Origin of the sequence: uncultured Pluralibacter sp. (genome assembly GCF_913775985.1) — a bacterium.
Classification (GTDB): domain Bacteria; phylum Pseudomonadota; class Gammaproteobacteria; order Enterobacterales; family Enterobacteriaceae; genus Pluralibacter.
In genome coordinates, this window is record NZ_CAJYMB010000038.1 from 1 (window position 1) to 17,499 (window position 17,499).

Sequence of the window (17,499 nt, forward strand, 5' to 3'; positions counted from 1 at the left end):
ACCAGCGCGCCGTGGCCGCCCATCGAGTGGCCGGAAATCGCGCAGCGGTCGGCCACGTTAAATTTTTCCTGTACCAGCGCCGGCAGTTCGTCGCGGATGTAGTCGTACATCCGGTAGTGCTCGCGCCACGGCGCCCGGGTGGCGTTAAGGTAAAATCCCGCGCCCTGGCCCAGGTCATAGCCCGGATCGTCGGCGACATTGTCGCCGCGCGGGCTGGTATCCGGTATCACCAGCACAATACCCAGCTCGGCAGCAATCCGCTGCGCCCCGGCTTTGGTGGCAAAGTTCTCATCGTTGCAGGTGAGTCCGGACAGCCAGTACAGCACCGGCGGGGCGGTATTATCGCGGGGCGGCGGTAAAAAGATACTGAACACCATCGGACAGTTCAGGGTAGCGGAGTCGTGCCGCCAGCGTTGCTGCCAGCCGTCAAAGCAGCGGTGCTCTTCGAGCAGTTCCATGCAGGCTCCTTATTGGATGAGTGAATATTTTTCTCTTCCATCATACAGAGAGTTGCGCGCGCGGCAGCAACTTTCACTTTCTTGATGCTGCGCCGTGCTGCATCATAGCGCTCTGCGCGGCGTGAGGTCGCCGCTTCGCCGCAATAATGAAGGCGTCGGCAATCACAATAATTATCTTTCCGACACTGGATTCTGTGCGCTACCTCACGCACAATATCTGCTCACTTTGCCCGCAGAAGAGCAAAGGCTGTCACACCTGCAGGAGAACACTATGCCATCACTGAGTAAAGAAGCCGCACTCGTTCACGAGGCGCTGGTCGCCCGCGGTCTGGAAACGCCGCTGCGCCCGCCGGTGGAGCTGGATAACGAAGCCCGCAAACGCTTAATCGCCGGGCACATGACCGAGATTATGCAGTTGCTGAATCTCGATCTCAGCGATGACAGCCTGATGGAGACGCCACACCGCATTGCGAAAATGTACGTTGACGAAATCTTTTCCGGGCTGGACTACGCCAACTTCCCGAAAATTACCGTCATTGAGAACAAAATGAAGGTCGATGAGATGGTGACCGTGCGCGATATCACCCTCACCAGCACCTGCGAACACCATTTTGTCACCATCGACGGTAAGGCGACTGTCGCCTATATCCCGAAAGAGTCGGTGATTGGCCTGTCGAAAATTAATCGCATCGTGCAGTTCTTCGCCCAGCGCCCGCAGGTGCAGGAGCGGCTGACGCAGCAGATCCTCACCGCGCTGCAAACCCTGCTCGGCACTAGCAACGTGGCGGTCTCTATCGACGCGGTACACTACTGCGTGAAGGCGCGCGGCATTCGTGACGCGACCAGCGCCACCACCACCACTTCGCTCGGCGGCCTGTTTAAGTCCAGCCAGAACACCCGGCAGGAGTTCCTGCGCGCGGTTCGCCACCACAACTAAGCCCTTCCGGAAGGCGCCATGACGCGTAACGTTACGCTGGATTTTATTCGCGGCGCCGCCATCCTCGGCATTCTGCTTCTCAACATCAGCGCCTTCGGCTTGCCGAAGGCGGCTTATCTTAATCCTGCCTGGTACGGCACCATTACCCGCAGCGACGCCTGGACCTGGGCGGTGCTGGATCTGCTGGCGCAGGTAAAATTCCTCACGCTTTTTGCCCTGCTGTTCGGCGCCGGGCTGCAGATGCTGCTCGCCCGCGGCAAGCGCTGGATCCAGAGCCGCCTGACGCTGCTGGCGCTGCTCGGCTTTTGCCACGCGCTGCTGCTGTGGGAGGGCGATATTCTGCTGGCCTACGCGCTGGTGGGGCTGGTCTGCTGGCGGATGGTGCGCGACGCGCACTCCGTCAGATCGCTGTTCAATACCGGCGTGGTGCTCTATCTGATCGGCATTGTGGTGTTGCTGCTGCTGGCGTCGATTACCGGCGATATGCAGCGCGAATGGACCCCGGGCGCGGCAGCAGTGCAGTACGAGCAGTTCTGGCGCCAGCATGGCGGGCTGGAGGCGGTCAGCAACCGGGCGAGCATGCTCACCGACAGCCTGCTGGCGCTGGGCGTACAGTACGGCTGGCAGCTGGCCGGGATGATGCTAATGGGCGCGGCGCTGATGCAGAGCGGCTGGCTAAAAGGCCGCTACAGCCTGAAACACTATCGCCGCACCGGCGCGCTGCTGGTGGCGCTGGGCCTGATAATTAATTTACCCGGAGTTATCGGCCAGTGGCAGCTCGGCTGGAGCGCCCGCTGGTGCGCCTTCCTGCTGCAGGCCCCGCGCGAACTGTCGGCACCGTTTCAGTCTGTCGGCTACGCGGCGCTGGCCTTTGGCTTCTGGCCGCAGCTGTGCCGCTCACGGCTGGCGGCGGCGGTTGCCTGCGTCGGGCGCATGGCGCTGACCAACTACCTGCTGCAAACCCTGATCTGCACCACGCTGTTTTACCGCTGCGGCCTGTTTATGCACTTCGACCGGCTGGCGCTGCTGGGGTTTGTCCCGGCGGTGTGGGCGGTAAACCTGCTGTTTTCCGTATGCTGGCTGCGCTATTTCCGCCAGGGGCCGGTAGAGTGGCTCTGGCGGCAGCTCACCTCAGCGGCCTCCGGTACGCGACCTTCTAAAACATCCCTATAACGATCCAGATCACAATCGTTAACAAATGCGATGTAACCGCTTCCATTCCTGTGATGCTTATCACGCAGCCTCCCGCTGCCCGCTGACAAAATAGCCCCTCGCTCGCCTGCGGGTTCTTCCGCGCGCTGCTGCAAGCTTCAAAGGACGATGATTATGATCACTATTCGTGACGTGGCCCGCCGCGCGGGCGTTTCCGTGGCGACCATTTCCCGCGTGCTCAACAACAGTCCGCTGGTAACGGCGGAAACCCGCGAACAGGTAATGAAAGCGGTGGCGGAGCTGGGCTATCGCCCCAACGCTAACGCCCGGGCGCTGGCGTCGCAGGTCAGCGATACCATCGGCGTGGTGGTGATGGACGTGTCGGATCCCTTTTTTGGCGCGCTGGTAAAGGCGGTGGACGTGGTCGCCCAGCAGTGTCAAAAAAATGTGCTGATCGGTAACAGCTATCACGAGGCGGAAAAAGAGCGTAATGCCATTGAAGTGCTAATCCGCAAGCGCTGCAACGCGCTGATCGTACACGCGAAATCCCTCAGCGACGCCGAGCTTGGCGAGTTCATGCGCCAGGTGCCGGGGATGGTGGTAATTAACCGCATCGTACCCGGCTACGAGCACCGCTGCGTGGGGCTGGACAATATCAGCGGGGCGATGATTGCCACCCGCACGCTGCTGGGCCAGGGCCACCGCAATATCGGCTATCTGGCCTCAAGCCACGGCATTGAAGATACCCGCCTGCGCAGCGAAGGCTGGCGGCGGGCGCTCGCTGAGCAGGGGATTGATGCCCCGCAGGCGTGGATCGGAACCGGTTCGCCGGATATGCCAGGTGGAGAGACGGCAATGGTGGAGCTGCTGGGGCGTAATCAAGGGATCACCGCGGTATTTGCCTATAACGACAGCATGGCTGCCGGGGCGCTGACGGCGCTGAAAGACAACGGCGTGCAGGTTCCCGGGCACCTGTCTCTGATTGGCTTCGACGATATCCCCGTCGCCCGCTATACCGATCCGCAGCTCACCACCGTGCGCTACCCGATCATCTCCATGGCAAAGCTCGCCACCGAGCTGGCGCTGGCCGGCGCGTCGGGGGGGCTGGATGTTGCAGCCAGACACTGCTTTATGCCAACCCTGGTGCGCCGTCACTCTGTTGCCGTCCGCAACGCGAGAGGTGGGATGTAACCGCTTTCAATTTGTGAGTTATTTCACAGTATATTAACAATCTCGTGACTATGATGTCCGGAATTGTCGTTATGAAACATAATGTAACTCTGTCCGGCCTGCCTTACCGACTTTCCCCGCGCACAAGCGCGCTGCGGGGAATTTAGAACACAAGCGCATTGATAAAAATAATGCCGGCGGCGGCAATCACTGAAATGATGACTGTTCGCCGGCGCTGCTACCCTGCAAAAATACCGGAGATACCATGAATAAGAAGGCGTTAGCCCTGTCCGCTGTCATGTCCTGCATCTTATTTGGCGCAGCCGCCCACGCGGCGGATACCCGCATCGGCGTGACCATTTATAAATACGACGACAACTTTATGTCGGTGGTGCGCAAGGCGATTGAAAAAGACGCCAAGGCCGCGCCGGACGTGCAGCTGCTGATGAACGACTCCCAGAACGACCAGTCCAAGCAGAACGACCAGATTGACGTCCTGCTGGCGAAGGGCGTGAAGTCGCTGGCCATTAACCTCGTGGATCCCGCGGCGGCAGGCACCGTTATCGACAAAGCGCGCGGCCAGAACGTGCCGGTGGTCTTCTTCAACAAAGAGCCGTCCCGCAAGGCGCTGGACAGCTACGACAAGGCGTATTACGTCGGCACCGACTCGAAAGAGTCCGGCATTATTCAGGGCGACCTGATTGCCAAGCACTGGGCGGCGAACCCGAACTGGGACCTGAACAAAGACGGCCAGATCCAGTTCGTACTGTTGAAAGGCGAGCCGGGCCACCCGGATGCCGAAGCGCGCACCACTTACGTGATTAAAGAGCTGAACACCAAGGGCATCAAAACCCAGCAGCTGGCGCTGGATACCGCCATGTGGGATACCGCGCAGGCAAAAGACAAAGTTGACGCCTGGCTCTCCGGCCCGAACGCTAACAAAATTGAAGTGATTATCGCCAACAACGATGCAATGGCGATGGGCGCGGTGGAAGCGCTGAAGGCCCACAACAAATCCAGCATCCCGGTCTTCGGCGTTGACGCCCTGCCGGAAGCGCTGTCGCTGGTGAAATCCGGCGCGATGGCCGGCACCGTCCTCAACGATGCCAACAACCAGGCGAAAGCCACATTCGATCTGGCGAAGAACCTCGCCGACGGCAAAGGGGCTACCGACGGCACCAGCTGGAAGATTGAAAACAAAGTGGTCCGCATTCCTTACGTTGGCGTTGATAAAGACAACCTGGCGGAATTTGCCGGTAAATAATCCCTCCTGATATTTCCGCGCCGTTTTTCGCGGCGCGGAAATATCCCGCGCAGCCAGGATTTGACTATGGTCACAAATAACAGCGCGCCGTCGGGCGAATTCTTGCTGGAGATGAACCACATCAGCAAGTCGTTCCCCGGGGTAAAGGCGCTCGACAACGTTAATTTAAAAGTGCGCCCGCACTCCATTCACGCCCTGATGGGTGAGAACGGCGCCGGTAAATCCACATTATTAAAATGCCTGTTTGGTATTTATCAAAAAGACGCCGGCAGTATTCTTTTTCAGGGTAAAGAGATTGATTTCCACTCGGCGAAAGAGGCGCTGGAAAACGGCATTTCGATGGTGCATCAGGAGCTCAATCTGGTCCTCCAGCGCTCAGTGATGGACAACATGTGGCTGGGGCGTTACCCCACCAAAGGCGTATTTGTCGATCAGGACAAAATGTATCGCGATACCAAAGCGATCTTCGATGAGCTGGACATTGACATCGATCCGCGCGCCCGGGTCGGCACGCTTTCCGTTTCCCAGATGCAGATGATTGAGATAGCGAAGGCGTTTTCCTACGATGCCAAAATCGTGATTATGGATGAGCCGACGTCGTCGTTAACCGAAAAAGAGGTTAACCACCTGTTTACGATTATCCGCAAGCTGAAGGAGCGCGGCTGTGGCATTGTCTATATCTCCCACAAGATGGAAGAGATTTTCCAGCTCTGCGATGAAATCACCATTCTGCGCGACGGCCAGTGGATAGCCACCCAGCCGCTGGACGGGCTGGACATGGATAAAATCATCGCCATGATGGTGGGCCGCTCCCTCAATCAGCGCTTCCCGGACAAGCACAACACCCCGGGCGACACCATTCTTGAAGTGCGCAACCTCACCTCCCTGCGCCAGCCGTCCATTCGCGACGTCTCCTTTGATTTACGCAGCGGCGAGATCCTCGGCATCGCCGGGCTGGTGGGCGCCAAGCGCACCGATATAGTAGAAACCCTGTTCGGCATTCGCGAGAAGTCCGGCGGCACTATTCTCCTGCACGGCAAGAAAATTAATAACCACAGCGCCAATGAAGCCATTAACAACGGTTTTGCGCTGGTGACCGAAGAGCGGCGCTCGACCGGTATTTATGCCTACCTCGATATTGGCTTCAACTCCCTGATCTCCAATATCAAAAATTACCGCAGCAAAATCGGGCTGCTGGATAATTCGCGGATGAAAAGCGACACCCAGTGGGTGATTGACGCGATGCGGGTGAAAACCCCGGGCCACGGTACGCAAATTGGCTCCCTGTCCGGCGGCAATCAGCAAAAGGTCGTTATTGGCCGCTGGCTGCTTACCCAGCCGGAAATATTGATGCTTGATGAGCCCACCCGCGGTATCGACGTGGGGGCGAAATTCGAGATTTATCAGCTGATTGCCGAGCTGGCGAAGCGCGGCAAGGGGATCATTATTATCTCTTCTGAAATGCCCGAGCTGCTGGGGATTACCGACCGCATTATGGTGATGAGTAACGGCATGGTTGCCGGCACCGTTGAGACTAAAACCGCCACGCAAAACGAAATATTGCGTCTTGCGTCTTTGCATCTTTAAGACTGGGGCTTCCGATGAGCGCGTTAAATAAAAAAAGTTTTCTCACCTATTTAAAAGAGGGCGGTATTTACGTCGTGCTTTTAGTCCTGCTGGCGATCATTATTTTTCAGGACCCGACCTTTTTAAGCCTGCTTAACCTGAGCAATATTCTTACCCAGTCCTCGGTGCGCATTATTATCGCTCTCGGGGTGGCGGGGCTGATTGTTACTCAGGGTACCGATCTCTCGGCCGGGCGGCAGGTGGGGCTGGCAGCGGTGATTGCCGCCACGCTGTTGCAGTCAATGGAGAACGCCAACAAGGTGTTTCCGGAGATGGCGACCATGCCGATCCCGCTGGTGATCCTGATTGTCTGCGCTATCGGCGCGGTTATCGGGCTGATTAACGGCATTATCATCGCCTACCTGAACGTGACGCCGTTTATTACCACTCTCGGCACCATGATTATCGTCTACGGCATTAACTCGCTGTATTACGATTTCGTCGGCGCGTCGCCCATTTCCGGCTTTGATTCGAACTTCTCCACCTTCACCCAGGGGTTTGTCGCGCTCGGCAGCTTCCGCCTGTCGTACATCACTTTCTACGCGCTGATCGCCACGCTGTTCGTCTGGATCCTGTGGAATAAAACCCGCTTCGGCAAAAACATTTTCGCCATCGGCGGCAACCCGGAAGCGGCGAAAGTGTCCGGGGTCAATGTAGCGCTGAACCTGCTGATGATCTATGCCCTGTCCGGCGTGTTTTATGCCTTTGGCGGGTTGCTGGAGGCCGGACGCATTGGCTCAGCCACCAACAACCTCGGCTTTATGTACGAGCTGGACGCGATCGCCGCCTGCGTGGTGGGTGGCGTGTCGTTCAGCGGCGGCGTGGGCACGGTTATCGGCGTTGTGACCGGGGTGATTATCTTTACGGTGATTAACTACGGCCTGACCTACATCGGGGTGAACCCTTACTGGCAGTACATTATTAAGGGCGGGATCATCATCTTCGCGGTGGCGCTCGACTCCCTGAAGTACGCCCGCAAGAAGTAATTCAGGCTGAAAAAAAAAACCCGCCGACCGGCGGGTTTTCTATTTTTGTAGCTCCAGCAGCTGTTCCGGGGTGACGGCCGGATAGCCCTGCGCGTCCTCGGGTACCTGATACGGTGAAGGAATCGGGATCAGCGGGCCGAGAAAGCGCGGCTCGCGCTTGAAAATGTACAGATCCGCCAGCGCGCCGAAGCGGGCGCCGAACTCGCGGATGCGCACGGTCCACATGTCTTTTGGCGACGGGACCGCATAGCACTGGGCCTGGATGCCCATGTGCAGGGCGATAAACAGCGCGCGCTCGCAGTGAAAGCGCTGGGTGATAATAATAAAGTCATTAGTATCAAATACTTTTCGCGTACGTACGATCGAGTCCAGTGTGCGAAAACCCGCGTAGTCCAGCACGATATCCGCCGGGTCCACGCCGCCGGCAATCAGGTCTTTGCGCATGGTGACCGGCTCGTTATAGCTCTGCTGGGCGTTATCGCCGCTCAGCAGCAGGTAGTTGACCTTGCCGCTGTTGTAGGCATTAAGGGCGCCCTGGATGCGGTAGCGGTAGTACTGATTAATAACCCCGGTGCGGTAGTACTTGGCGGTGCCTAATACCACGCCGACCTGACGATAGGGAAGATCCTGCAGCTCGTCGTAGATGTAGGGCGCGGTTTTCCAGCTCATCCAGCGATCCAGCCCCAGCACGATAAACAGCAGCATCCCGAACAGGATTAACAGGCTGTATAACATGCGTTTTAACATGGGCGTGCTCGATGGTGTAAAAAGGTGCCCTCAGGCTACTTTACCCGGCAGGCAAGCGCAAGAAACCGCCGCTCAACCGCGGGGATTTTCAGCATTCCGGGCCGCTGGTCAGGCCAGCAGTACCCGCTCTGGCGCACCGCAGCCAATTGCATTGAGCGTCGCCGCGGTGGCATCCCACTGAATCAGACGCGGGTCGGCGCGCTCGGCCAGCGCCGCGCGGCGTATCTGCGCATAGTCGTATCCGCTGAGGTTCAGCAGGTTGAGCGCCACCTGCAGCGGCGGCAGCGTAGGGTTAAAGGCGGCGTTTTCCGCATAGCTGCCGCTGACGATGACGCCGTTGTCCAGCAGCAGGGCCACGCCGGACGGCGCGGCGCTGTAGGGCGCGTGGCTGCGGTTGGCTGCCGCAATGGCCGCCCGGGACAGCGCGTCGCCGTGCTGGACGTAACCGTGGTTAACGTCATCCATCAGCAGGTTTTTAATCTCCAGATCCCGCGGTCCGAACGCATCCGGCAGGTACTCCCGCAGCGCGGCGGGGGCGCGGCCGGGCAGGTTGATTTGCAGATCCAGCCCGCTGTTGAGTTCGTTCATAAACTGGCGGCAGTGGCCGCACGGCGTGTAGTTGACGGTGATGGCGCGCAGCGTGCGCTCGCCGCGCAGCCAGGCGTGGCTGATGGCGCTCTGTTCGGCGTGGACGGTCTGCTGCATGGTGGTGCCGACAAACTCCATGTTGGCACCGAAATACCAGCTGCCGCTTGCGCCGCGGGCAATGGCCCCGACGTTAAACTGCGACAGCTCCGCCCGGGCGCAGGCCGCTGCCAGCGGCAGCAGGGCAAAGGAGAGCGCGTTTTCATCCAGTCCCGTCGCGGCCAGCAGCCCGGCCACCTGTCCGGCGCTGAACATCGCGGGAAAATGCGGATCGTTAAGGGCGGGAGCCAGCGCCGCCTGCAGGCGGCTGTCGAGCTGCGCAAACGCAGCGTGGAAACGTGGATGCATCATAAAGCCTCGTCACAAATTCAGGAGGAACAGTGTACGGGCTGCGCGGCTTTTCTTGTGTGATTAAAATCTCATTATCTATGCAATATGAAATGATGATTTTTTGAAAGGTGTGATCTGTGTTGGTTTTAATCGCCCCGGGCGGTTTTAGCTGCCGCCCGGTTTTTTCTTTTAGCCAAAGGCGGCGAGGATCAGCGGGAACATAAACGGGCCGATCAGCGAAGTAATAATCCCGCACAGCACCAGCGCCAGGGAGCTGAACGCGCCCTCCTGATAATCCATCTCCGATGAGCGGGCGGTGCCCAGGGCGTGGGAGGCGGTACCCATCGACAGCCCGCGCGCGGCTTTGGTGTCGATACGCATCAGGTTCAGCAGCGTGTGGCCAAAGACCGCCCCGAGGATGCCGACGAAAATCACGCAGACCGCGCTGATGGCCGGAATACCGCCGATGCTGCTGCTCACCGCCATCGCAATCGGGGTGGTCACCGATTTCGGCAGTACCGAAGCGGCAATTTCCGGGGTAGCGCCCATCATCAGCGCCACCACAGTACCGGTAAACATTGCTACCACGCTGCCGACAAAGCAGATGGTAATGATGGATTTCCAGCGGGCGCGGATCTGATGCAGCTGTTCGTAAAGCGGGAAGGCCAGCGCCACCACCGCCGGCTGCAGCAGATCGTTGAGGATTTTGCTGCCGTGGAAATAGCGGGTATAGGAAATGCCGGTCGAGATCAGCAGCGGAATAATCACCACCATCGCAATCAGCAGCGGGTTGAGCAGCGGATTGCGAAAGCGAATCGCCAGCCTGCGCGCGGCGAAAAACACCACCAGCGTCAGCGGCAGAGACCACAGGATATCAGTTGTCATTTTTCTGCTCCTTGCGGCCAACGATTTTCCGTTCGCCGTGGACGATGTGCGAGCTCCAGCCCACCACAATAAAAGCAATCAGGGTGCTGATAACGCAGGAAACCACCAGCGGGCCAAACTGGGCGCGCAGCAGATCGAAATACTGCATTACGCCGACGCCGATAGGCACAAACAGCAGCACCATATAGCGTATCAGCAGGTTACAGCCGGGATTGAGCCACGCGGCGGGCAGGATTTGCAGCGCCAGCAGCACGAAAAGAATTAGCATGCCGATAATGCTGCCGGGAATTGCAATCGGCAGCAGCGAGGAGATAAAAATCCCCGCGTACAGACAGGCATAGATGAGTACGAAAGCACGCAGGTAGCGCCAGATAATAGTCAGTATGTTGCTCATGGTTTGCACCTTTGATGGGACGCATTCATCATACAATTAAAGTCATTTATGTGCTACAGATCACATCATGAATTTTAAGCATAGTCTGCATGCCATTTCGTTACCGCGAGGGGAAGGGCTTTCTTAGTGTAGTGCAGATGGCGCTTCATTCTGCGCGGCAACAAGGCTACCATAGCGCCTCTTTTTTTCCCGGGACTGACTATGCGTGTTCTGCTGGCGCCGATGGAAGGTGTGCTCGATTCGCTGGTGCGCGAGCTGCTGACCGACGTAAACGATTATGACCTGTGCATCACCGAATTCTTGCGGGTGGTGGATCAGCTGCTGCCGGTAAAGTCGTTCCTGCGGCTCTGCCCGGAGCTGAATCACCAGAGCCGCACGCCATCCGGTACCCGGGTGCGGGTGCAGCTGCTGGGCCAGCATCCCGGCTGGCTGGCGGAAAATGCCGCCCGCGCCGCGGCGCTCGGCTCCTGGGGCGTGGATCTGAACTGCGGCTGCCCGTCGAAAGTGGTGAACGGCAGCGGCGGGGGCGCCACGCTGCTGAAAGATCCGGAGCTGATTTATCGCGCCGCGCGGGCAATGCGTGAGGCAGTGCCTGCGGAGCTGCCGGTGACGGTGAAAGTGCGCCTCGGCTGGGACAGCGGCGATCGCCAGTTCGAGATCGCCGACGCGGTGCAGCAGGCGGGCGCCAGCGAAATTACCGTTCACGGCCGCACCAAAGAAGACGGCTATAAAGCCGATCGTATTAACTGGGGCGCTATCGGCGAGATCCGCCGCCGCCTGCGTATTCCGGTTATCGCCAACGGCGAGATCTGGGACTGGCAAAGCGCGCAGGCGTGCCTGGCCGCCACCGGCTGCGACGCGGTGATGATCGGGCGCGGCGCGCTGAACGTGCCAAACCTCAGCCGGGTGGTGAAATATAACGAGCCGCGGATGCCCTGGCGGGAGGTGGTGCAGCTGCTGGTAAAATACAGCCAGCTTGAGAAGCAGGGTGACACCGGGCTGTACCACGTGGCGCGCATCAAGCAGTGGCTCGGCTATCTGCGCAAAGAGTATGACGAGGCCGGGGCGCTGTTTGCCACTATTCGGGCGCTGCCGGACTCTGCCGCTATCGCCCGGGCCATTGAGCAGGAGGCTCGCAGGCTGGCCTAACGCTGCGCCGGCCGGCGGGCGCTGAGCAGAAAAATCATCGGCCGCTCTTTCTCTTCATCCAGCGCCGGGCTGGCGGCGATCTGCGCCGCATTCGGGCCCCATTCATCCAGATGTATAATCTCAAATCCGGCGCCCGTCAGGGCGTTGATCCACGTCGCCAGCTTGCGGTGCTGCTTTTTAACCCCTTCAGCAAACCAGTTGCTGATGCGCACGCCTTCCTGCTGATAGTGGCTGACCGGCCACGACTTTGCCCCGGCGTCGTCCACCCGCCAGCCCTGCTGCAGCGGGGCGGTGTAGATGGGATGCTCGGCGGAGAACACCAGCATGCCGCCCGGCTTGAGCGCCTTGTAAAGCGTGCCGAACAGCGTATCGATATCCTCAAGATAGTGCAGCGCCAGGGAGCTGTAGGCCAGGTCAATGCTTTGGGCGGGCAGCTGCAGGGTGGCTAAATCGCAGCGCTGGTAGTCTATGGCCGGGTCTTCAGTCATGCTCCGGGCTTTGTCCAGCATCTTCAGGGAGACGTCGAGACCGGTTATCCTGGCCGCGCCCTGCTCGCGCGCCCAGCGGCAGAACCAGCCGTAGCCGCAGCCCAGATCCACGACAGTTTTATCCTCAAGCGGCGGCAGCATTTTTTGCAGCGCGGGCCACTCCGGCGCGCCGTCAAGGCCGTTTACCGAGCGGTCCAGGGTGGCGTAACCGGCAAAGAAGTGCGGATCGTCGTAGATATTCTGCGTCATTGTCATCTCCAGGATCTGTTGTGCGGGCGACAGTATATCCCAGGCTCAACGCAGGCCACGCCCATGCGGATCAAGCTGTTGTAGAGTGCTGTGCGACGTGGGGGGCGCAAAGTACCCGGCAGCCCGTACCGGCCAGCTCCTCGCGCCAGCCCGGCGCGAGGCCGCTGTCGGAGATCACGGTCATGTTGGCGGAAAGCGGCGCCACCTGCCAGGTAGCGTACTGGCCGAACTTGGAGGCATCTGCCAGCAGATCCACCTGGCGGGCGCTCGCCAGCATTCGCTGGTTGATACTCGCTTCTTCTTCATCAAGGCTGTAGATGCACAGATCCGGCGCGATCGCGGTAACGCCCATAAACAGGCGATCGAAGCGCAGCGTCGCCAGCGCCGACTCCGCCAGCCTGCCCACCATTGACGCATTCTCAGGCCGCAGCCGGCCGCCTATCAGCGTTACGTCAATCTGCGGGGTTTCTATCAATACCTGCGCCACCGTCAGGCAGTTGGTAAAGACCTTGAGCGGCACCGGGGCGACCCGCAGGCGGCGCGCGAGCTGCAGCACGGTGGTGGAAGCATCGAGAAAAACCGCGCTATGGGGAGAGAGGCGGGCGTAGGCTAGCTCCGCGATGGCGCGCTTGACCTCAATTTTGTCCTGTTCCCGCACTTCGAAAGCCACCTCGATCATCGTGTCGCTGGCGATGCTGGCCCCGCCGTGGGTGCGCACGATGATCCCCTCATTTTCCATCAGAAGAAGATCGCGGCGGATGGTGGCGAGGGATGCCCCCACCGCGTCGCCGATGGCCTGCACGGTACTGAATCCGTTGGTATAGAGAAACTGACGTATTGCCTGGCTGCGTTCACCTTTGAGGTTCATAGCGCGCGGGTATCCCTGAATCAGTGAAATTAACACCGCTTATTGTAATGACAAATGTTATGCGTATGTATATAAATATGATCTTATAAGTCACAAAAAATCACTAATATGATTGATTGTGATTGTTTCAAGTGCTGTATTTTATCGGGGCGACAGGAGGGGCCCGCGTTAGAGAGCGCTTAACAGGCTTTCTTCGATAAACGGCGATTGCGGACGCAGGAACCGCGCTGGCCGGCGGCTTTACGTCGGGTCGCTGCAGGAGCAGAAGGCTGTCCGGGGGGTTATGAAGCTGCCTGAACGGCTGAAAAATAATAAGAATCGGGTTGTGGTCGTCAAGACTAAAGGTGCGGATTCGCTGGAATCCGCTCAGCCGCCCGGCCCGAGCGGGGCGTGCGCCAATATCAGAGGAAAAGGAAAATGATTAAACCGGCCGTTTTCTGTAGCGCCGCGCTGCTGGCCTGCTCAGCCGCGTCGGCGGCGGACGTCACCGCGACGCTGACCAACTCATCGCCAGTGTCGGTTTCACTGGCTAACGACTCACCGGCATTCCTGTTTCAGGACGAGACGGGCAAGCTCTATTATCAGGACACGCTGTCGCAGTACAGCCCCTACAGCCCGGATAACCACGATCACAGCTGGCGCGTCTTTACCGGCACTACGCTGGATAACGTTTACGCCCGCTTCAGCCAGGCGCTGGCAGCCTATCGCGCCCAGCATCCCGGTGCGTCAAATGCTGACATCCACCACAATGTTTACGTGCCGCTCTACGACAAAGCCACGGTGCAGAATACCATCGGCCTGTGCGACAGCAGCGGGTTAACGAAAGCCATCATGCCGCCCAAGCGCGCGGACGGGAAGGCGGTATCGGGTTACGACAGCAACAACTTCTGCGGCTTAATGGGCGTCTGGGTTGACCCCGATACCGGCTACTGGTACGGCCCGGTCCACGACGAGCTGTTCGGCAATACGCCGCGCTTTGACGCCATCGAGCTGGCAGTATCGAAAGATAAGGGGCAGAACTGGTCCATTACCGGACCGATTATTACCTCGCCCTACAATATTATCGGCTCTCTGGGCGCCAACGGCACGAAGGTGCGCAGCGACGGTTTTCCGCAGGACACCTACCACTACGGCGGCGGCGATCCGCGCCTGTTTGTGGACACCGCCTCCGGTTATTTCTATCTCTTCTACACCAGCCGCATCATGAACAAGACCGGCAACAGCGGGTTTAACAACACCATGTGGGCGCACGTCGCGCGGGCCAAAATTAAGGACAAAATGGCACCCGGCAGCTGGGAGAAGTATGACAACACCGGCCGCTGGGTGAAACCTGCGGACCAGATGCAGTCTTACGGTCTTATCAGCAACAATGCGGCGGAAGCCAATCTGGTGCCGACGGACGTTTCGCCTGCCGGATACGACAGCCAGGTTTACGATCCAAACCTCGCCGGCACCGTCAGCCAGCAGGGGCTGGTAGGATCGGCGCTGAAAGTGATTAACATCAGCTGGAACAGCTACCTGGGTCTGTATATCGGCACGCCGGAACACCGCAGCGGGGCCAACAATGACCAGGCCGCGCCGCTGACGTTCTACGCCACCGACGATCTCTCCACCCAGAAGTGGCGCAAGCTCGGGTCTTTGGCAGGCTATCAGAACGCCTCCTGGTATCGCTTTATGGTGGATGCCGGCAGCGCCAGCCAGCAGGCGGTCACGGGTAAACTGTTCCGCTCCTACTGCTACATTTCCTGCACCCGCGGCGGGGCAGAGTATGTGGATGTGACGCTGCAGACCGCCACGCCGTGGCAGCCGGTGGCGGCGAATCGCACCTGGATTATCCGCAACCAGCAGAACGTGACCCTCGGCGGCGATGACGCGCAGCCCGGCGGCGCCAGCGGCTGGCGCGCGCAGCCGACCGGTGACGGCTTCTATCGCCTGCTGAGCGCCGGCAACAGCCAGCTTGCGCTGGGCGTGGTTAACGACAGAAGCACTATCCAGACCCTGCGCCAGTGGGGCGCGCCGGTGGGACTGGTGAACGTTGATGCCAGCGCGGCGGCGCCGACCAATCTCAACAGCCTGGCCCAGCAGTGGCAGATCCAGCCGGTGTTCACGGTGGATGCCGGCACCGGTAAAAACAAAGCCACCGGCCAGGTGCGGCTGATCAACCGCCTGAGCGGCCTGGCGCTGAGCTTCAGCAGCGCGGGCGGCAATAAAGAGGTGGTCACCGCCCCGGCCAGAGACTGGCAGTGCACCGGCGACGACTGCGTGGACAAGCGCACGCCGCAGGCGCAGGTGCTGACCTTTAGCGCCCGGTAAACGCCAGAGCAAGACGTAAAAAAGGCCCCGATCTTTCGGGGCCTTACTGTTTTTAGGGCCGTTACTTTTTGCGCGAGCTGCGGTACTTCATCCACAGGCGCGCGGCAATCACCAGCACCACCACGATAATCAGCCACGCCCAGTGTTTCAGGTGCTGGTCGAGATTGTGCAGCCACGGCGCGATAGCCTCGCCGCCGAGGTAGCCCAGCGTGGTAAACAGCAGCGCCCAGACCACGGCACCGACAATGTTAAGCGGGATAAAAATTTTCGGCGGCAGGTGGCTGGCGCCAATAAGAATGGGGCCGATGATGCGAAAGCCGTACATAAAGCGGGTGCCGATAACAAACAGCCACGGATGCCGCTGAATAAGGCCCTGGGCCTTTTCAATTTTTTGCTGCTGGCTCTTAAATCGCTTGAGCATCGGGCCGCCGAAGTGCCGCCCGAGCAGGTAGAGGCCCTGATCGCCGATCATCCCGCCGAGCGCCACGGAAACCACCACCAGCCAGAAGCGCAGCAGCCCCTGGTGAGCGGCCACGCCGCCGAGCAGGGTGACGGTTTCCCCCTCCGCCAGAGAGCCGATAACCAGCGCCGCGTAGCCGTAGTGGCTAATAAGATTATGAATATCCATCGAAATACGCTTTTCTTCCTCAAACAAACATCCTTAAAGGATACACCCCGACACCGCAATCGCCAGGCAACCGGCCCGCTAACCGACAGCGCTTTGTGCTATCGCCTAAAAAATAACCACTGCGTGAATTATACTGAGTGAGGGTTTGTTATCTCGTTGCGATAAGGGGGCTTTATGAATCACGTATGGGGTCTCTTCTCCCACCCGGACAGAGAGATGCAGGTTATCCACAGTGAAAACGAAACCGTCTCTCACCACTACACCCACCACGTGCTGGCAATGGCTGCAGTGCCGGTGGTGTGCGCATTTATCGGTACCACTCAGATAGGCTGGAATTTTGGCGACGGCAACGTGGTGCGGCTGTCGCTACTGACCGGCCTGCTGCTGGCAGTAGTGTTTTACGCCCTGATGCTGGCGGGCGTGGCGGTGATGGGGCGCGTTATCTGGTGGATGGCGCGTAATTATCCGCAGCGCCCGCCGCTCGGACGCTGCATGGTGTTTGCCGGCTACGTGGCCACGCCGATGTTTTTAAGCGGTATCGTGGCGCTCTATCCGCTGGTCTGGCTGTGCGCGCTGGCGGGCGCGGCGGCACTTTGCTACACCATCTATCTGCTGTATGTCGGCATTCCGCCGTTTCTCGGCATTACCCGCGATGAAGGGGTAAGCGTGGCAAGCTCCACGCTGGCTATCGGCGTACTGGTGCTGGAAGTGCTGCTGGCCGCCACGGTTATTCTGTGGGGTTACGGCTACCGGCTTTTCTGACTGCTTATCTTTGACTGCGAAACGCGGGCGGCGGAAAAACTGCCGCCCGCAATGCATTATTTGTTCACGATTATCCGCTGGTGTGGAAAAGTCTTAGCGGGGTATGATGCGTCGCTTTATACTCGTCATACTTCAAGCTGCTTGGGCGTTGGCTGCGTTCGCTCACCCCGGTCACTTACTCCAGTAAGCTCCCGGGGATTCACTCACTTGCCGCCTTCAAGCAACTCGAATTATTTTGAGTAAACATATTTGCGGAAAATACTCTTCCGCCGTTCATATTTTGCCTGAATAACTATCAGAACGTTCACCATGCACAAATTTCGCGTTTCCATGCTCAGCCTCGCACTGATGCTGTCAGTGCCTTTTGCGCCAGCGGTCCAGGCGAATGTTGCCGCCGCCGCCGCATCGCGACCGGATATCGCCTCCGGCAGCGCCATGATCGTTGACC

General features: G+C 59.2%; 17 protein-coding genes and 1 pseudogene. 10 read left to right on the forward strand and 8 right to left on the reverse strand.

The annotated features are described in order from the left end of the window. The coding region (locus QZ766_RS05100; protein ID WP_297198210.1) for an alpha/beta hydrolase-fold protein at nt 1-458 on the reverse strand (458 nt) is incomplete at its 3' end. Between the two features lie 271 nt (nt 459-729). On the opposite strand from QZ766_RS05100, the gene folE reads away from it, so the two are divergent. The 6 genes from folE (at nt 730) to mglC (ending at nt 7,593) form a co-directional block, all read left to right on the forward strand. Further along, complete coding sequence (folE, locus tag QZ766_RS05105) at nt 730-1,395, forward strand: GTP cyclohydrolase I FolE (RefSeq protein ID WP_297198213.1); 666 nt, start codon at nt 730-732, stop codon at nt 1,393-1,395. A gap of 18 nt (nt 1,396-1,413) precedes the next feature. Beyond that, entirely contained in the window at nt 1,414-2,568 is a 1,155-nt protein-coding gene (gene yeiB / locus QZ766_RS05110; RefSeq protein ID WP_297198216.1) for a DUF418 domain-containing protein YeiB, read from the forward strand. Between the two features lie 153 nt (nt 2,569-2,721). Continuing rightward, the gene (galS, locus tag QZ766_RS05115) at nt 2,722-3,738 is read left to right on the forward strand and encodes an HTH-type transcriptional regulator GalS (RefSeq protein ID WP_297198219.1); all 1,017 of its coding nucleotides are present in this window, start codon (nt 2,722-2,724) and stop codon (nt 3,736-3,738) included. A 244-nt stretch (nt 3,739-3,982) separates the two neighbouring features. Next, nucleotides 3,983-4,981 (forward strand): galactose/glucose ABC transporter substrate-binding protein MglB, encoded by a 999-nt coding sequence (gene mglB / locus QZ766_RS05120; RefSeq protein WP_297198223.1) that lies wholly within the window; start codon nt 3,983-3,985, stop codon nt 4,979-4,981. Nucleotides 4,982-5,047: 66 nt separating this feature from the next. Beyond that, nucleotides 5,048-6,568 carry a galactose/methyl galactoside ABC transporter ATP-binding protein MglA gene (gene mglA, locus QZ766_RS05125; RefSeq protein ID WP_297198225.1) on the forward strand — a complete coding sequence of 507 codons (1,521 nt, stop codon included), beginning with the start codon at nt 5,048-5,050 and terminating at the stop codon, nt 6,566-6,568. A gap of 14 nt (nt 6,569-6,582) precedes the next feature. Then, nucleotides 6,583-7,593 (forward strand): galactose/methyl galactoside ABC transporter permease MglC, encoded by a 1,011-nt coding sequence (gene mglC, locus QZ766_RS05130; RefSeq protein WP_297198228.1) that lies wholly within the window; start codon nt 6,583-6,585, stop codon nt 7,591-7,593. Nucleotides 7,594-7,632: 39 nt separating this feature from the next. On the opposite strand, the gene sanA is transcribed toward mglC, so the two are convergent. From sanA to QZ766_RS05150, 4 genes are all read right to left on the reverse strand, one after another. Beyond that, entirely contained in the window at nt 7,633-8,340 is a 708-nt protein-coding gene (gene sanA / locus QZ766_RS05135) for an outer membrane permeability protein SanA (RefSeq protein WP_297198231.1), read from the reverse strand. A gap of 108 nt (nt 8,341-8,448) precedes the next feature. After that, on the reverse strand, nt 8,449-9,333 hold the full coding sequence (gene cdd, locus QZ766_RS05140; RefSeq protein WP_297198254.1) for a cytidine deaminase: 885 nt from the start codon (nt 9,331-9,333) through the stop codon (nt 8,449-8,451). A gap of 171 nt (nt 9,334-9,504) precedes the next feature. After that, nucleotides 9,505-10,200: a CidB/LrgB family autolysis modulator gene (locus QZ766_RS05145; RefSeq protein ID WP_297198234.1), complete on the reverse strand. Its 696-nt coding sequence runs from the start codon at nt 10,198-10,200 to the stop codon at nt 9,505-9,507. Beyond that, nucleotides 10,190-10,594, reverse strand: coding sequence for a CidA/LrgA family protein (locus tag QZ766_RS05150; RefSeq protein ID WP_297198237.1), 405 nt, complete (start codon nt 10,592-10,594; stop codon nt 10,190-10,192). Before QZ766_RS05150 ends, QZ766_RS05145 begins: the two co-directional genes overlap by 11 nt. Before the next feature lie 201 nt (nt 10,595-10,795). On the opposite strand from QZ766_RS05150, the gene dusC reads away from it, so the two are divergent. Next, nucleotides 10,796-11,743 (forward strand): tRNA dihydrouridine(16) synthase DusC, encoded by a 948-nt coding sequence (dusC, locus tag QZ766_RS05155; RefSeq protein WP_297198240.1) that lies wholly within the window; start codon nt 10,796-10,798, stop codon nt 11,741-11,743. Here the strand turns inward: dusC and QZ766_RS05160 are convergent. Next, on the reverse strand, nt 11,740-12,480 hold the full coding sequence (locus tag QZ766_RS05160; RefSeq protein WP_297198243.1) for a class I SAM-dependent methyltransferase: 741 nt from the start codon (nt 12,478-12,480) through the stop codon (nt 11,740-11,742). The two genes, dusC and QZ766_RS05160, sit on opposite strands and share 4 nt — an antisense overlap. A 70-nt stretch (nt 12,481-12,550) precedes the next feature. After that, a complete protein-coding gene (locus tag QZ766_RS05165; RefSeq protein WP_297198246.1) occupies nt 12,551-13,348 on the reverse strand; it encodes a DeoR/GlpR family DNA-binding transcription regulator in 798 nt (265 codons plus the stop codon). A gap of 417 nt (nt 13,349-13,765) precedes the next feature. Between QZ766_RS05165 and QZ766_RS05170 the strand changes: the two genes are divergently transcribed. Further along, a complete protein-coding gene (locus QZ766_RS05170) occupies nt 13,766-15,661 on the forward strand; it encodes a hypothetical protein (protein WP_297198248.1) in 1,896 nt (631 codons plus the stop codon). Between the two features lie 61 nt (nt 15,662-15,722). On the opposite strand, the gene QZ766_RS05175 is transcribed toward QZ766_RS05170, so the two are convergent. Beyond that, a complete protein-coding gene (locus QZ766_RS05175) occupies nt 15,723-16,289 on the reverse strand; it encodes a DedA family protein (RefSeq protein ID WP_297198257.1) in 567 nt (188 codons plus the stop codon). 174 nt (nt 16,290-16,463) lie between these two features. Between QZ766_RS05175 and QZ766_RS05180 the strand changes: the two genes are divergently transcribed. Beyond that, nucleotides 16,464-17,051, forward strand: coding sequence for a Yip1 family protein (locus tag QZ766_RS05180; protein WP_297198251.1), 588 nt, complete (start codon nt 16,464-16,466; stop codon nt 17,049-17,051). Between the two features lie 309 nt (nt 17,052-17,360). Beyond that, a pseudogene (locus QZ766_RS05185) lies at nt 17,361-17,499 on the forward strand (D-alanyl-D-alanine endopeptidase); the annotation flags it as partial.

Excerpts from the sequence above, each read along its gene's own strand:
- galS (WP_297198219.1), top strand. The coding sequence starts at position 2,722 with ATGATCACTATTCGTGACGTGGCCCGCCGCGCGGGCGTTTCCGTGGCG.
- cdd (WP_297198254.1), bottom strand. The coding sequence starts at position 9,333 with ATGCATCCACGTTTCCACGCTGCGTTTGCGCAGCTCGACAGCCGCCTG.
- folE (WP_297198213.1), top strand. The coding sequence starts at position 730 with ATGCCATCACTGAGTAAAGAAGCCGCACTCGTTCACGAGGCGCTGGTC.
- QZ766_RS05145 (WP_297198234.1), bottom strand. The coding sequence starts at position 10,200 with ATGACAACTGATATCCTGTGGTCTCTGCCGCTGACGCTGGTGGTGTTT.
- mglC (WP_297198228.1), top strand. The coding sequence starts at position 6,583 with ATGAGCGCGTTAAATAAAAAAAGTTTTCTCACCTATTTAAAAGAGGGC.
- QZ766_RS05180 (WP_297198251.1), top strand. The coding sequence starts at position 16,464 with ATGAATCACGTATGGGGTCTCTTCTCCCACCCGGACAGAGAGATGCAG.
- QZ766_RS05160 (WP_297198243.1), bottom strand. The coding sequence starts at position 12,480 with ATGACGCAGAATATCTACGACGATCCGCACTTCTTTGCCGGTTACGCC.
- QZ766_RS05175 (WP_297198257.1), bottom strand. The coding sequence starts at position 16,289 with ATGGATATTCATAATCTTATTAGCCACTACGGCTACGCGGCGCTGGTT.
- QZ766_RS05150 (WP_297198237.1), bottom strand. The coding sequence starts at position 10,594 with ATGAGCAACATACTGACTATTATCTGGCGCTACCTGCGTGCTTTCGTA.
- mglA (WP_297198225.1), top strand. The coding sequence starts at position 5,048 with ATGGTCACAAATAACAGCGCGCCGTCGGGCGAATTCTTGCTGGAGATG.
- yeiB (WP_297198216.1), top strand. The coding sequence starts at position 1,414 with ATGACGCGTAACGTTACGCTGGATTTTATTCGCGGCGCCGCCATCCTC.
- dusC (WP_297198240.1), top strand. The coding sequence starts at position 10,796 with ATGCGTGTTCTGCTGGCGCCGATGGAAGGTGTGCTCGATTCGCTGGTG.
- QZ766_RS05165 (WP_297198246.1), bottom strand. The coding sequence starts at position 13,348 with ATGAACCTCAAAGGTGAACGCAGCCAGGCAATACGTCAGTTTCTCTAT.
- sanA (WP_297198231.1), bottom strand. The coding sequence starts at position 8,340 with ATGTTAAAACGCATGTTATACAGCCTGTTAATCCTGTTCGGGATGCTG.
- mglB (WP_297198223.1), top strand. The coding sequence starts at position 3,983 with ATGAATAAGAAGGCGTTAGCCCTGTCCGCTGTCATGTCCTGCATCTTA.
- QZ766_RS05170 (WP_297198248.1), top strand. The coding sequence starts at position 13,766 with ATGATTAAACCGGCCGTTTTCTGTAGCGCCGCGCTGCTGGCCTGCTCA.